This window comes from Nocardioides sp. Kera G14, assembly GCF_020715565.1.
In the GTDB taxonomy this organism is placed as follows: domain Bacteria; phylum Actinomycetota; class Actinomycetes; order Propionibacteriales; family Nocardioidaceae; genus Nocardioides.
In genome coordinates this window covers 923,302-937,849 of record NZ_CP085839.1, presented here as the reverse complement: position 1 = coordinate 937,849, position 14,548 = coordinate 923,302, and the positions used below count along the sequence as shown (strand labels likewise).

The 14,548-nt window shown below is 70.0% G+C and carries 13 protein-coding genes; all 13 read right to left on the bottom strand.

What is annotated here, in order from left to right; all coding sequences use genetic code 11:
• Positions 1 to 105 precede the first annotated feature (105 nt).
• The 13 genes from LH076_RS04650 to LH076_RS04590 all read right to left on the bottom strand — a co-directional run bounded on the left by LH076_RS04650 (position 106) and on the right by LH076_RS04590 (position 14,532).
• On the bottom strand, positions 106 to 2,163 hold the full coding sequence (locus LH076_RS04650; RefSeq protein WP_227782834.1) for an ATP-dependent DNA helicase UvrD2: 2,058 nt from the start codon (positions 2,161 to 2,163) through the stop codon (positions 106 to 108).
• A 47-nt stretch (positions 2,164 to 2,210) separates the two neighbouring features.
• Positions 2,211 to 2,918, bottom strand: coding sequence for a hypothetical protein (locus LH076_RS04645; RefSeq protein ID WP_227782833.1), 708 nt, complete (start codon positions 2,916 to 2,918; stop codon positions 2,211 to 2,213).
• Between the two features lie 135 nt (positions 2,919 to 3,053).
• Complete coding sequence (locus LH076_RS04640) at positions 3,054 to 4,217, bottom strand: hydroxylase (RefSeq protein ID WP_227782832.1); 1,164 nt, start codon at positions 4,215 to 4,217, stop codon at positions 3,054 to 3,056.
• A gap of 32 nt (positions 4,218 to 4,249) precedes the next feature.
• Positions 4,250 to 5,080 carry an alpha/beta fold hydrolase gene (locus LH076_RS04635; protein ID WP_227782831.1) on the bottom strand — a complete coding sequence of 277 codons (831 nt, stop codon included), beginning with the start codon at positions 5,078 to 5,080 and terminating at the stop codon, positions 4,250 to 4,252.
• 20 nt (positions 5,081 to 5,100) lie between these two features.
• Positions 5,101 to 5,976: a VOC family protein gene (locus tag LH076_RS04630; protein WP_227782830.1), complete on the bottom strand. Its 876-nt coding sequence runs from the start codon at positions 5,974 to 5,976 to the stop codon at positions 5,101 to 5,103.
• Complete coding sequence (locus LH076_RS04625; RefSeq protein ID WP_227782829.1) at positions 5,973 to 7,379, bottom strand: MmgE/PrpD family protein; 1,407 nt, start codon at positions 7,377 to 7,379, stop codon at positions 5,973 to 5,975. The genes LH076_RS04630 and LH076_RS04625 overlap by 4 nt, the downstream gene beginning before the upstream one ends.
• The gene (locus LH076_RS04620) at positions 7,376 to 8,182 is read right to left on the bottom strand and encodes an alpha/beta fold hydrolase (protein ID WP_227782828.1); all 807 of its coding nucleotides are present in this window, start codon (positions 8,180 to 8,182) and stop codon (positions 7,376 to 7,378) included. Before LH076_RS04620 ends, LH076_RS04625 begins: the two co-directional genes overlap by 4 nt.
• Positions 8,179 to 9,003 carry an alpha/beta fold hydrolase gene (locus LH076_RS04615; RefSeq protein ID WP_227782827.1) on the bottom strand — a complete coding sequence of 275 codons (825 nt, stop codon included), beginning with the start codon at positions 9,001 to 9,003 and terminating at the stop codon, positions 8,179 to 8,181. Before LH076_RS04615 ends, LH076_RS04620 begins: the two co-directional genes overlap by 4 nt.
• Entirely contained in the window at positions 9,003 to 10,235 is a 1,233-nt protein-coding gene (locus LH076_RS04610; protein ID WP_227782826.1) for an acyl-CoA dehydrogenase family protein, read from the bottom strand. Before LH076_RS04610 ends, LH076_RS04615 begins: the two co-directional genes overlap by 1 nt.
• Before the next feature lie 2 nt (positions 10,236 to 10,237).
• On the bottom strand, positions 10,238 to 11,104 hold the full coding sequence (locus LH076_RS04605) for a VOC family protein (RefSeq protein WP_227782825.1): 867 nt from the start codon (positions 11,102 to 11,104) through the stop codon (positions 10,238 to 10,240).
• A gap of 92 nt (positions 11,105 to 11,196) precedes the next feature.
• The gene (locus LH076_RS04600; protein WP_227782824.1) at positions 11,197 to 12,471 is read right to left on the bottom strand and encodes an MFS transporter; all 1,275 of its coding nucleotides are present in this window, start codon (positions 12,469 to 12,471) and stop codon (positions 11,197 to 11,199) included.
• 4 nt (positions 12,472 to 12,475) lie between these two features.
• Positions 12,476 to 13,660, bottom strand: a complete 1,185-nt coding sequence (locus LH076_RS04595) for a hydroxylase (RefSeq protein WP_227782823.1) — start codon at positions 13,658 to 13,660, stop codon at positions 12,476 to 12,478.
• Positions 13,661 to 13,674: 14 nt separating this feature from the next.
• The gene (locus tag LH076_RS04590; protein WP_227782822.1) at positions 13,675 to 14,532 is read right to left on the bottom strand and encodes an alpha/beta fold hydrolase; all 858 of its coding nucleotides are present in this window, start codon (positions 14,530 to 14,532) and stop codon (positions 13,675 to 13,677) included.
• Positions 14,533 to 14,548: the final 16 nt, after the last annotated feature.

The window sequence follows — 14,548 nt, the reverse complement described above, 5'->3', positions numbered from 1 at the left end:
GCGCGATCGACGCGCATTTCAACGGGATGAGACTGACCCTATGAGGCTCGAATCAAAGGGTGCAAACCATTTATTGCCATTTGTTGAAAAGATTCTGCCGAGCCGTCAGGACTGCAGCGCGAGGTGCTCCTCGACGATGGCGAGAACCTCGTCGCCGTAGTCGTTGAGCTTGGTCTCCCCGATGCCCTCGACGCGGCGCAGCTGCACCAGCGAGGTCGGCCGGTGCTCGGCGATCTTCTCGAGCGTGTGGTTGGAGAAGACGATGTACGCCGGCTTCTCGATGTGAGCGGCGGTGCGGGTGCGCCACTCCTTGAGCCGCTCGAAGAGCGCCTCGTCGTAGAGCGGCTCGCAGTGCTCGTGGCGGCCCATCCGTCGCTCGGCGTTGGTGCCGAGCACGAGGCCGCAGGTGCCGCACATCCGGGCGCCCCGCGCCTTGGGAGCCGCGGTCTCCGGTCGGGCGTTGGCCGGCAGCAGCGGGTCGAGGAAGCGGCTCGGCTTGCGCGAGGCCCTCCCGCCCGGCTGACGGGCGGCCGCCCAGGAGAGCGCCAGGTCGCGGCGGGCGCGGGTGATGCCGACGTACAGCAGGCGACGTTCCTCCTCGATCGCGGCCGGGGACTCGAGGGCGTAGGAGAAGGGCAGGGTGCCGTCCTGGAGACCGACGAGGAAGACCGAGTCCCACTCCAGTCCCTTGGCGGCGTGGAAGGTCGCGAGCGTGACGGACTCGGCGACGGGCGCGTGCTGGTCCGCGGCGCGACGGTCGAGGTCGTCGACGAACTGGCCCAAGGCCCCCCCTCCCGCGGCGAAGGCGGCGGCCTGGTCGATCAGCGCCTGCCACGACTCCCAACGGTCGCGGACCTGGCCGCGCGCCGTGGGTGGCTGCTGGGTCCAGCCCATAGCGGCGAGCGTCGCGTGGACGGTCTCGATCATGGGCTCGGAGTCGGCGTCCGAGGAACCGCGGGCGGCACCGCGCAGGCGCGTGATCGCCTCGCGGACCTCGGGCCGGTCGAAGAAGCGTGCTGCGCCACGGATCGTGTAGGGCACGCCCGCCGCGGCGAGCGCCTCCTCGTAGGCCTCCGACTGGGCGTTGATCCGGAAGAGGATCGCGATCTCGGAGTAGGACCGGCCATCGGCGCGCAACGCCTTGATCTGGGCCGCCACCGCGCTGGCCTCGGCGACCTCGTCGGAGCGGCCGAAGTAGCCGACCGCCGGTCCGGCTGGGCGCTGTGCCTTGAGCTCGACCCCGGCCGAGGAGGTGCCCTTGAGCAGCGTGTTGGCGACGGTGATGACCTGCGGCGTGGAGCGGTAGTTGCGCACGAGCTCGACCGACGTGGCCTGCGGGTACTTGCGGTGGAAGGTGCGGAGATAGTCGGCGTCCGCGCCCGCGAAGGAGTAGATCGTCTGGGCGGGGTCACCGACGACGCAGAGCTCGTCGCGTCCACCCAGCCACAGGTCGAGCAGCGCCGACTGGAGCGGCGAGACGTCCTGGAACTCGTCGACGACGAACCACTTGTACTGCCGGCGCACCTGGGCGGCGACGCGCTCGTCCTCCGCGAGCATGCCGGCGTTGAGGAGGAGGACGTCCTCCATGTCCATCCGGCCCTGGCCCCGCTTGCCGTCCTCGTAGGCGGCGAAGACCTTGCCCACCGTGGCCGGGTCGACGCCGTCGACGCTGCGCCCCTTGGTCGGTGCGATCCGGGCGTAGTCGTCGGGATGGACGTTGGAGACCTTGGCCCACTCGATCTCGGACGCGAGGTCGCGCAGGGTCGCCTGGTCGGTGGCGAGGCGCTGCCGGCGGGCAGCGAGGCCGACGATCGGGAGCTTGGACTCGATCAGCGTGGGCAGCTCGGTGCCGTAGACGTGCGGCCAGAAGTAGCGCAGCTGTCGCAGGGCGGCGGAGTGGAACGTCCGTGCCTGGACGGCGCCGGCGCCCATGCCGCGCAGGCGCTGTCGCATCTCCCCCGCGGCGCGGGTCGTGAACGTGACGGCGAGGATCTCGGAGGGGGCGTAGACGCCGGTGGCGACGCCGTACGCGATCCGGTGGGTGATAGCGCGGGTCTTGCCCGTGCCTGCTCCGGCGAGGACGCGGACAGGCCCACGCAATGCCTCCGCGACCCGGCGCTGCTCGGGGTCGAGAGCATCGAGAAGTGCATCGGGACCGGCCATGCCGGCAACCCTAATCGGGCTCACCGACATGACCGGTCCCGGTCGGATCAGAACGCGGTGCGCTTGATCTTGGTGGTCCAGTCGAAGGCAAGGATGGTGGTCGTCGCCGGGATGTAGAAGCGGACCTTCGTGCCGACCGGAGCGCGCAGCTTGAATCGGACACCGGACGGGGAGACGGTGACGCGCTTGGCCACCTTCCACTTCTTCTTGCCCTTCTTCTTGAGGTAGACGATGCCCTGCGCGGCCGGGGCGGCCGTCCATGTGACCGGGATCGGCTTGTTGCCGCGGACCTTCTTGCTGTTGACCGTCACCAGGCGCTTGGCGGCGATGGTGATCACCGCGCTCGTCGACGGCGAGAACGTCACCGAATCCGATCCGGACGTGTACGTGCCGCCCGAGTAGACCAACTTGTACTGCGCAGTGCCGGCGACGTTCGGCTCGGCCGCGTTCGAGGAGCCCGCGAGATCCTCGGACCAGATCGTCTGCCATGCGGTTGTGCCGGCCAGCCGACGCTGGAGCGAGACCGTCCCGTCAGAGGGGCCGCCGCTCCACAGGTCGGGGCAGGACGTGGTCAGGCCGGGCGCGGCCGGCACCTCATACCCGATGTAGGTGCTCGTCGCGCCGGCCTTGAGGGTGGCCACCGTCGTGCAGCTGTAGCTCGCCGCGGAGGCTGCCGAGAGCCCCGTGAACGGGGCGAGAACGGTGGCGACCAGGGCGATCGCGAGGAGGAGGATGCGTCGTCGCATCGATGACATAGGCCCGAACCCTTCGATGGGTAGGGGTGTCCGAGGTGATCGTGACACCCCCACGTTTGTCAGATCAGGCGTCATCCTGCTCCCTGCGGTGAGGGAGCGGAAGGGTTTCGGGTCAAAAGGTAAAGACGCCTGCCGTCAGTACTTGATGCCCGGCGGGACCGGCTGGCCGAAGAGGTTGAGCCCGTAACCCTGGTACATCGGTTCGGCCGAGTTGCTCGAGTGGTTGGCCGCCGCGTGGAGGTCGCGCCAGAACCGCTGGAACGCGTGCTCGCGACGCAGGGAGGAGCCGCCGGCGTGGATGAAGAGGCTCTCCACGGCAGCGATCGCACGACGTACCGAACGGACCTGGTTGCGTCTCAGCTCAAGGCGCACCGCCGGAGTGATCTCGGCACCGGAGGCGGCGATGTCGTAGACCCGGTTGATGTCGGTGAGGAACTGCAGTCGGCTGGCGGCGATGTCGGCGCTCGCCTCGCCCAGCACCGAGAGCTGGTAGGGGTTGGTCGACGCCGAAGCGCCGCGGGAGTCGACGCGGACGCGGGCATCCTCGACGAACGAGTCGAGGGCGCCCTGGGCCAGACCGAGTGTGCCTGCCGTGATGGCGCCGGCGAACATCGTCGCCAGCGGGAGCCGGTAGAGCGGGTTGCCCGAGCGACGCTCTCGCCCCGGCAGCGCCTCTGGATCGACGACCCGCTCCGCGGGCAGGTAGGCGCCGTCGATGACGATGTCGTTGCTGCCCGTGCCCTCCAGGCCCATGACGTTCCACGAGTCCGGGACGATCGTGTAGTCCGAGCGCGGCAGGATGAAGTGGCGCACGGCCTTGGACCGGTCCGTGATCTGGCCCTCGGCGTCGGTCACGAAGCCGCCGAGGACGATCCACTGGCAGTGGTCGGTGCCCGAGGAGAAGGACCAGCGGCCGCTTAGCACCCAGCCATCGCCCTCCGGACGGGCCGTTCCCATGGGGGCGTACGGCGACGCGATCCAGGTGTCGGCGTCCTCGCCCCAGATCTGCTCCTGGACCGAGGGGTCGACCAGGCCGAGCTCCCACGGGTGGACGCCCACGACACCGGAGACCCAACCGGCCGCGCCGGAGTGCGCTCCCACGGCCATCACCGCCTCGAAGAACTCCGCCGGGTGCGCCTCGGCGCCACCGAAGTCGGAGGGCTGCAGCATCCGGGTGACGCCGGTCCACCGGAGGCGGTCGGCCACGTCGTCGGTGAGCCGTCCCGCGGCCTCGCAGTCCGCGGCCGCCTCGACGAGGAAGGGCCCCGTCTTCTCGATGCGCTGCAGTACCTCGCTCATGTGGTGCTCCTGGCTCTGGCTGGGTGTGGCTGTCAGTTGTTGGTCACGAAGTCGGCGACCAGGCGGTTGAACTCGGCCGCGTGCTCGACCTGGGCCCAGTGGCCGCAGCGGTTGAGCAGGACCAGTCGCGAGTTCGGGATGAGGGCGACCAGCTTGAGCCCGCTCTCATAGGACACGACGCGGTCGTCGCGGCCGTGGATCAGCAGCGCGGGGCTCCTGATTCCGGCGAGCTGCTCCTCCGAGGGCCAGTCGCGCTTGCCGGAGCCGCTGAGGAAGTTCGTCGCGTGCTCGGGGTGCGCCGCCAGGCTCTCGTAGCGCTCGCGGGCCAGTCGCTCGCGGTTCTCGCCGGCGTCGAACGCCATCACGTCGACCAGGTCGAGCATCGTCTCGATCGACGGCTCGCGGTAGCCCCTGACGAGCGTCTTGAGCCCCTCGCTCGGCCCGTCGCCGAAGCCGAAGAGCTTCACGCCGACGGCGCCCGCGCCCATGGTGATCAAGTGCGACTGCCGCTCGGGGTGCCGGACCCCGAAGTTGATCGTGGTCAGGCCGCCCATGGAGTTGCCGACGAACGCGGCCTTCTCCAGACCGAGCTCGTCCATGAACTCCAGAGCGGTCTGCACGTGGTCCCGTTCATCGCCGGGCACCGGCGAGGACTCGCCCCAGCCCGGCATGTCGACGGCGTAGCAGGCGAAGCGCTCGGAGAGCTCGGCGATGTTGGGGCCGAAGTTGCTCCAGCCCGTGGCGCCGGGACCACTGCCGTGCAGCATGATCAGCGGGTGGCCCTCGCCGACCTGGTTGTAGTGCACCTTGCCTGACGGCAGGCCCACGAATCGGCTGGTGTTGTCGTACGTCAGCTCAGTCATGTCGGTCCCTTTCGCGCGCGTCAGAGCGCTTGCTTCTCGTGGCCCCAGTAGTGGGCCCAGTCGTAGCGAGTGGGGGTCCAGGTCGCGTCGTCCACGAGGAGGCCGCCGAAGCCGTACTCGACGCCGACGTTGGAGGGCGTCTTGACGTAGGCGGAGATCATCTTGTCGTTGGTGTGGCGGCCGAGGGTCTGGATGACCGGCGCTTTCTCGTCGAGCATCTGCTGCCAGGCGCGGCCGACGCTGTCGAGATCGTCGACCTCGACCATGAAGTGCCCCGGGCCCAGCGGACGCTTGGGGTTCGCCACGTAGGCGAACGAGTGGTGCCGCGGGTTGCAGTGCAGGAACGTCGCCTCGAGGTTCGGCGGGACCTCGATGTAGTCGCTGAGGCGGAACCCGAGGATCGTGCGGTAGAGCTCGTCGTACTTCTCCGCGTCCCCGACCACCTGGAAGACGTGTCCGAGCCCCAGGGCGCGACCGGCGACGAAGGTGGCGCCCTTGGTCGAGTAGAACCGCTCGTTGGCGGTCTTCAGCCCGACGTACAGCTCGAGGCTGAGGACATCGTCGGGGTCGCGGAAGGTGGCCAGTCGCGTGACGTTGCGCTCCTTGGCGACGTCCTTGCCGAGCTGCTCGACCTTGTAGCCGGCCTCCTCGAGGCGGCTGACGAGCTCCTCGAGGTCGGCCTCGGTGGCCACCTCCCAGCCGATCGTGGTGACGTTGTCGTTGTCGGCAGCGAGGACCTCGATGCGGTACTCGTACTCGTCGATGCGGAAGCGGACCCGCTCGCCGGTGGCCTCCACGACCATCAGGCCGAGCAGGTTCTCGCCGAACTCCTTCCAGGCGTCGAGGTCGGTGGAGTTGATCCTCAGGTAGCCCAGGCTCCTCACAGAGGCCGTCATGGCGTCGTCCTTTCGCTTCGTGGTGTCGGGTCGCCCAGGCGGGCGACCATCTGGGAGACGCTCGCGTGGGACGCGAGCGCGAGCAGCTGATCGGCGGCGTCGGTGGCCGACTCCTCGGGCCATCCCGCACTGCGGCAGGCCCCGACGAACTTGGCCCGGACCTCGTCGTGTGTCATCGGGTTGCGGGCATCACCGCGGGTGAGGTCGGTCCGGGTGTGCAGAACGCGGCCGTTGCGCAGGGTGACCCGGAGGCTGGCGAAGCGTGCCGGCTCGTCCTCGTCGGGGACGACGTGGATCCTCGCCCGCAGCGCCTCGACGGCCGGATCCGGAATTGCGGCGTCCTCGAAGTCGGCCAGGGTCACCGCTCCGCGGAGGAGCGCGACGGCGACGACGTACTCCAGGCTGAACTTGGCCTCGAGCCCGGTCGTCGGGCGGCCGACGGTGAGGATGCCGAAGTCGGCGGCGTACATCGACACGTCGATCCGCTCGATGTCGGCGACGTCGAGCCGGTCGCGCAGGTCGAGGGCAGCATCCGCGGCGTGGTGGGTGCCGTAGCAGCACGGGTAGCGCTTGATCGACCAGTCGGTCGGCCAGGCGTCGTACCAGTGCTCGAGCCGGTCCGGAAGGGCGGCGAGGAGGTCCGGGCGGCGCTCGCCGTACTGCGCGAAGAAGCCGTGGACGTCCTCCAACTGGGTGCGGTCGGCCGTGAAGCCGCGCGCGGCGAGGGAGACCGCGACCACGCCGTCGCGCGCAGCCAGGCCGGCGTGGAGCGGCTTGGTCATCGTGCCGAAGTTGGTGACGCTGCCGCTCGACATCGAGGCCACGAGACCGAGCGCATGCTCGGTCGCGACGGTGTCGAGGCGGGTCAGGTTGGCGAGCGCGGCCGCGGTGGCGAGTCGGCCGGAGGTGGCCGTGTTGTGCCATCCGCGTGCGACCGAGGCGTTGACGGGCAGGGCTTCGGAGACGGCCCGGAAGACGGCGGCGCCGACGTGGTAGGCCTCGACCAGCTGGGCACCGGTGACCTCGGTCGTCACCGCCTGGGCCAGCAGCGCGGGGACGAGGACGGCACCGGGATGCATCGGCACCGACGGAGACGCGTCGTCCCAGTCCAGGGCGTGCGAGGCCGTGCCGTTGACGAGAGCTGCGTCGGCCGGCGCGGCCCGCGTGCCTGTCCCCCACACCGGCGCTGCGCCCACCGAGGGAATGTCGGCGGCCCAGGCTGCGATGACGCGGGCGGCCTCCGTGGTGCTGCCCGCGATCGCGACGCCGAGGGTGTCGAGGACCGTGATGGCGACTGCGTCGGTGTTGAGTGACGCCTCCGTCGCCGTACGACGCCGGGTCGCGAAGCCAGCGATCGCAGCCGTCGTGGCCGGGACCGTGGCCCTCGTCGCAGTGGCGGTCATGAAGCGTCGACTCCGGCGAGGAAGAGCTTCAGCTGCGCCTCGAAGAGGTCGGCCTGCTCCACCTGCACCCAGTGGCCGCAGCTGCTCACGAGGACGGAGGTCACCTCAGGCAGGAGCATGCCGAGAGAGATGCCATTCTCGACCGGGACGACCTTGTCCTCGCGGCCGTGGAGCACGAGTGCCGGAGCGGCGATCTCGCGGAGCTGGTCCTCGGTGAGCGGCAGCAGGTTGGCCTCGGGGGTCGAGAACATGGCGCGGTAGTGCTCGGCCTCGCCGGGACGCGAGGCGGCCTCGAAGCGGGCCTGGACGAGCTCGTCGCTGACGATGTCCGGGTTGACGACGAAGACGTCGCGCAGGGTGGTGCGCATCGAGTCGTAGGACGGCGCGAAGCCGCGCAGGTTGGTGAGTGCCTCGGACCGGGGCACGGACGGCGACAGCACACCCATGAGCGTGAGCGAGCGGACCAGCTCGGGCGATCGGGCGGCGAGGGTCAGCGCGATCCGGCCACCCATCGAGTTGCCGACCAGGTGCACCGGCCCGAGGTCGAGCGCCGTGAGGAACGCCGCGACCGACTCGGCCCACTTCGACGAGGTGTAGGTGTAGCCCTCGGGGCGGTCGCTCTCACCGAAGCCGAGGAAGTCCGGAGCGATCGCGCGGTAGCCCATGTCCGCCACGGCGGTGATCGTCCGTCCCCAGTTGGCCTTCGCCGAGACACCGGGTCCCGAGCCGTGGAGCAGGACGACCGGCGTGCCGGTGCCCGCCTCCTCATAGGAGATCGTCACTCCGCCGACGTTGATCTTCACGACTGGTCCTCCAGGAAGTCGATGAGCAGCGACTCGAAGCGAGCCGCCCGCTCGAAGGGCACCCACAGTCCGGTGCGGCCGAAGAGGTGCACCTCCACGTCCGGGATCCGCTGCAGCAGGAAGAGGGCGTTGTCGTAGCCCTGCACGCGGTTGTCCCGGCCCCACATCACGAGCGTCTTGGCGGTGATCTCGTCGACCCGTGCCCAGAGCTGCTCGGGCGACCCGATGTCGTCCACCTTGGTCAGCGAGGCCTGGTAGCGCTCCTCGACAAGCTCGTCGGTGATCAGGTCGGGGTCGGCCAGCATCATCGTCAGGTAGGCGCGCATCTTGTCGCGCGAGGGGCCCTCACCGGCGTAGTAGGTCCGGATGAGCTTCTGGCCCTCGCTCGGCGAGGGGGTGAAGAGCGGGAGCGCGCCGGCGGAGCTGACGAGCACCAACCGGTCGACCACCTCGGGGTGGTCGAGCGCCATTGCCATCGCGATCGCGCCACCCGTCGCCAGACCGACCACGTGGGCCGAGGTCTCGCCCAGCTCGCAGACCAGCTCTGCGAAGACGGCCGCGTTGGCGGCGTACCTGCCGGAGGGGGCGGCGCACTCGGGAAGCCGCTCCGAGCGGCCGTATCCCGGGAGGTCGACGATCACCGTCCGGTAGGACGCGGCGAGCGCGGGGAGGTTCTGGCCGAAGTTGCCCCAGCCGTAGGCGCCCGGCGCCCCACCGTGGATCAGCAGCAGGAGAGGACCGCTGCCGGCCTCGTGGAGGTGGAGGTCGACGCCGGCCACGGTGAGGCGGCGCGACGTGGCCTCGAAGGTCAGCGCGGTCATCAGAACTTGACGGTGGGCAGCGGCTGGTGGCCGAAGTGAAGAAGGCCCCATGACTGCCACACGGGCTCGGTCAGGTTGCTGATGTGGTGCATCGCGGCCTGGCTGTCGCGCCAGCGGCGCTCGAGGCCGTTACCGACGTGGATCCCGGCGCCGCCGGTGATCCGGAACAGCGAGTCGGCGGCGCGGGTGGCGCGGTCGGCCGCCGCGGCCTGGTTGCGCCGGATCTCGGCGCGGAGCCACATCGGGACGACCTCGCCGCGCAGGCAGTAGGCGTAGGCGCGGTCGATGTCGTGCAGGTGCTGCACGATCGAGGCGTCGACCTCGGCGGAGGCGCGCCCGAGGGCGGCGAGCTGGAACGGGTCCTGCGAGGCCTTGCCGTGGCGCGCCTCGCGGTCGCGGGTGACCTCGACGAAGGTGTCGATGACGCCCTTGGAGATGCCGATGGTGGCTGCAGCGACGGCACCGCTGAAGACCACGTTGCGCGGAAGGTAGAAGACCGGGGCGTCACCGCGACCGGCGGCCGGAGCGGCCGATCCCTCGGTCACGGCCTCGAGCTCGATCACCCGGTGCTCGGGCACGAACGCGTCGGTGATGACCAGGTCCTTGGAGCCGGTGCCGCGCAGGCCGAAGACCTCCCAGGAGCCCTGGATGACCTCGTAGTCGGAGGCCGGCACGGCGACGTGCACCGCGGTGCGGTCACGCACGACACCGTCGGCATCGGCCTTGAACGCACCGATGGTCACCCACTGGCACAGCTCGTTGCCGGAGGAGTAACCCCAGCGCCCGTTGAAGATGTAGCCACCCTCGGTCGGCACGAGCGTGCCGCCGGGCGCGTACGGCGAGGCGATCAGCGTCTCGGGACCCAGCGGGGCCTTGTCCCCCCAGATCTCCTCCTGCAGTTCACGCGAGGCCAGGGCCACCTCGTGCGGGTGGACGCCGACGACGCCGGAGACCCAGCCCGCCGAGGAGTTGAGCGAGCCGACCTCGATGACACCCTCCATGAACTCCGTGGGGTGGCCCTCGAGGCCGCCGAAGTCCTTGGGGTGCAGCATCTTGAGGATGCCGGTCGAACGGAGTGCGTCGGCGGTCACGTCGGTGACGCGGCCGAGCTCGTCGCACGCCGGGGCGTCCTCGCGCAGGGTGTCCGCGACGGCGCGGATCCGGTCACGCAGGCCGGTGTCGCGGGGAGCACCCGCCTGCATGGCGATGGCGGGATCGATGGCGGTGGTCATGGTCACGCGTCCTCGCGGTCGTGGCCCCAGTAGTGGGCCGAGGAGTACTGGGTGGGGACCCAGGTCTCGTCATCGATGAAGATGCCGCCGGTGCCGTACTCGATGGAGACCTTCGACGGCGTCTGGACGTAGAAGGAGATCATCTTGTCGTTGGTGTGCTTACCCAGCGTCGCCGTCTCGGGCGCACCGGCCGCCTTCATCGCGTCGATCGCGCGACCCACGCCGTCGAGGTCTGTCGTCTCCATCATGATGTGGTGGACGCGCTGCATCTCTGGCTTGGGCGCCGGCACGAACGCGAACGAGTGGTGGCGCGGGTTGCAGTGGTAGAACGTCGCCGGACCGATGTAGTCGCTGAGCCGGAAGCCGAGCACGTCGCGGTAGAACTCGTTGTACTTCTCCGGGTCGCTGACCATCTGGAAGATGTGGCCCATTCCGAGCTCGCGGTCGGCGACGAACGACGTGCCGACCGGCGAGACGAACGGCGTCAGCGCCTCCTCGAAGGCGTGGAAGAGCTCGATCGTCAGGCCGTCGGGGTCGGAGAGGGTCGCGACCTCCTTGACGTTGCGCGCGGCGGCGAGCTCGGAGCCCTGGCCGTGGCGGGTGACGGTGTAGCCGTACTTCTCGATGTGGGCGATGAGTTCGGTCAGCTCGTCGGCACCCTTCACGCCCCAGCCGAGGGTGTGGACGCCTTCGGGAGCCCCCTCCTCGACCTGGAACCGGTACCCGAACTCGTCCATGCGGAAGCGCAGGGAGGTCTCGGTGTGCTCGACGAGCTCCATGCCGAGGACCTGCGGGGCGAACGTGCGCCAGGCAGCGAGGTCGGTGGTGCCGATTACGACGTACCCGAGGCTGCGGACGGTGGCGGTCATGGGAACTCCCATCAGGGTGTGTGTGGTGTGCTCTCGATCACTCTGCACCGGCCGGTGAAGGCTGCGGTCGGCTTGTGGCACAGAGCGGAAAATCAGTTCGACTCATCGTGCGGGTCGTCGAGTCGGCGGGCGATCGCGCCGCCCCGCCAGAACGCCACGACCAGCCCGACGGCCAGCATGCAGGCCGCCGAGCCGGCCATCGCCTGGCGTACGCCGACGAGGTCGGAGAGCCAGCTCTGCACGAACGTGCCCAGCGGGAGCGAGGTGGAGTAGAGAGTGATCCGGAGCGCGAGGACCCGGCCGCGCATGTGGTCGGCGACGATGAGCTGGATCGCGGTGTTGGCCGACGAGATGGCCGCCATGAAGCAGCCGCCGACGACCACGAGCGCGAGGCCGGCCACCACGGCGTGGGTCGTGGCGGCGAAGGCCGCCAGGGCGGCCGCGTAGAGGATGAACGTCCAGCGCACGTTGCGGGCGAGGCCCGCACGCCGACCACCGGCGACCATCGGCGCGACGAGCACGGCTCCCACACCGAGCGCGGCGTTGAGCAGGCCGAGGCCGACCGCTCCCACCTTGAAGACCTCACTGGCGAAGACCACCGTGAGGCTGAAGACCGGGTTGCCGAGGATGCCGACGAGGATCGAGACCAGGATCGCGGCCTGGATCCCCGGCTGTCTGCGGAGATACCTCACCGCGGCGACGTACCCGGCGACGATCGGGGCGCGGACGCCGGGCGCCGGTGCGGCGCCGGTCCGGATCACGAGCAGGGCACCGATGACGGCGACGTACGACGCCGCGTTGATGAGGAAGGCCCACCCCGGCCCCAGCGTCGCCAGGAGCACCCCTGCTACGGCCGGACCGACCGAGCGGGCGGCATTGAACTGGAGGGAGTTGAGCGCCACCGCCGACGTGAGGTCGGCCCGTGGCACGAGGTCGTTCACGAACGACTGCCAGCCGGGGAGGGTGAGTCCTTGGAAGGCGCCGGCGACTGCGACGAGCGCGAGGATCGCTGCCGGCTCCCGGTAGCCGAGCTGCCACAGCAGCCAGAGGCCGATCGCGCCGGCCGTCATCCCGGCCTGCGTGACGAGCAGGACCCGCCGCCGCTCGAACCGGTCGGCGAGCGCACCGCCGAACGGCGCGCAGAGCACATTGGGGACGAACTGCGCCACCGCGGCGAGCCCCACCCACAGCGCGCTGTGCGTGAGCTGGAAGAGGACGTAGGGGACGGCGAGGTTCTGCAGCCAACTGCCGGCGTTCGAGACGAGGGCAGCGGTCCAGAAGCGTCGGAACATGGGATGCCGGAACGCACGCGTGGCGTGCCGCCAGCCCTCCTCGCTCACCTTGTCCGGCGTGGTGAGCGCGGCCACCGCGTCAGACCCGGGCGGAGGCCGGGACCGGCAGCCCCATGTCGTGCAGGCCCCAGGCCTGGTAGACCACGTCCTCCTGGTTGACCTGGTGACCGAGCGCCATGTGGGCGTCGCGCCAGGCGCGCTGGATGGCGCTGTCCAGGCGGAGGGCGTTGCCACCGGCCATCTTGACCAGCTTGTCCGCGGCCTCGACCGCGCGGTGCGCCGAGCGGACCTGGTCCCGGCGTGCGCGGACGCGCAGGTCCATCGGGATCTCCTCGCGGCGGTTCGCATAGCCCCACATCTCCTCGATCGAGGAGAGGAACTGCATCACGCTGGCGTCGATGTCGGCGGCGGCCTCGGAGAGCACGAAGAGGTGGCGCGGGTCGGAGTTGGTGGCGACGCCCTTCACCGTGACGCGGCTCTTCATGTAGGCGCGAGCCTCGCGCAGCACGCCGAGCGCGGCACCGAGGGTGCCGGCCGTGATGGTGCCGCTGAACATGGTGTGGAAGGGCATCCGGTACGTCGGGGAGTCATCCCGTCCGGCCTTCCGCGCCAGTTCGAAGTCACTGAGGGCGTTCGGGTCGATCATCCGGTAGTCCGGGATGAAGGCGTCCTTGATGAGGATGTCCTTCGACCCGGTGCCCTTGAGGCCGACCACATTCCACGAGTCCGGGACGATCTCGTAGTCGGCACGGGGCAGGACGAAGTGCCGCACCGGGTCCCCGGCGACGGGCTTGCCGTCCTCGCCGAGGAGCAAGCCGCCGAGCACGACCCAGTCGCAGTGGTCGGTGCCGGAGGAGAACGGCCAGCGGCCGCTGAAGAGCCAGCCACCCTCGACCGGTGTGGCCTTGCCGAACGGCGCGTAGGGAGAGGCGACCCAGGTGTCGGAGGCAGCGCCGTCCTTCCCCCAGATCTCCTCCTGGAGCCGACGGTCGGCCTGCGCCATCTGGTAGGCGTGGATGCCGACCACGGAGGCGACCCAGCCGGCCGAGGCCGACCGCGAGCCGATCGCCATGATCGCCTTGTAGAAGTCGATCGGTGATCCCTCGAGGCCACCGAAGTCGGCCGGGTGGAGGATCTTCACCACACCGAGCTCACGCATCATCTTCGCGGTGGTGTCGGGCAGACGGCCGAGCGCGTCGGCCTCCTCCGCCTGGTCGGAGAAGAAGTCGGCCTGCTCCTCGATGCGCTGCAGAACGTTGCTCATGGTCGCTCCCCTACTCAGAGGTTGTCGATGCTGATGTCGTCGAGGTGGCAGGCGAGCAGGCGGTTGAACTCAGCGGCGTGCTCGACCTGGGCCCAGTGGCCACAGCGGTTGATCAGCACGAGCCGCGAGTTCGGCACCAGGGCGCAGAGCTTCAGGCTGCCCTCGTAGTGCACCACGCGGTCGTCGCGTCCGTGGATGATCAGGGTCGGCGCGGTGATGGAGGCGATCTCCTCGTCCGAGACCAGCCCACGGCGGGGTCGGCCGAGCCCGGCGATGAAGTTCGCCAGGTGCTCGGGATGACGCAGCGCGTTGTCCGACCGCTGCCGGACCAGCTCCTCGGACTTGAACGCCTCGTCGTAGACGAAGATGTCGACGAACTTCGCCATGCCGACCGGGCTCGGGTCGCGGTAGGCGCCCTGGAGCAGCTTCAGGCCCTCGGTGGGGCCGTCACCCGCGCCGAAGAGGCGCACGCCGCCGGCGCCCGCGCCGAGCGTCACCAGACCGGCGACGCGGTCGGGGTTGCGGGCGGCGACCTGCAGGGAGGTTGCCCCACCCATGGAGTTGCCGACGTACGACGCCTTCTCGATGCCGAGCTCGTCCATGAAGTCGAGCGCCGCCTGCTGGTGGTTGCGCTCCTCGTAGCTGACGGGGTCGGAGTCGCCCCAGCCGGGCATGTCGGGGGCGATCACGCGGAAGCGGTCAGAGAGGGCGCGCAGCTGACCGTTGAAGTTGCTCCAGCCCGTGGCGCCGGGACCGCTGCCGTGGAGCATGATCACCGCGTGAGCGTCGGCCGGGCCGGCCTCGTGGTAGTGGATCTGCCCGCTGGCCGTCTTCACGGTGCGGCTCGTGGACTCCTGGGTCAGCTCGGTCATGTCCCTGAAGTTAGTC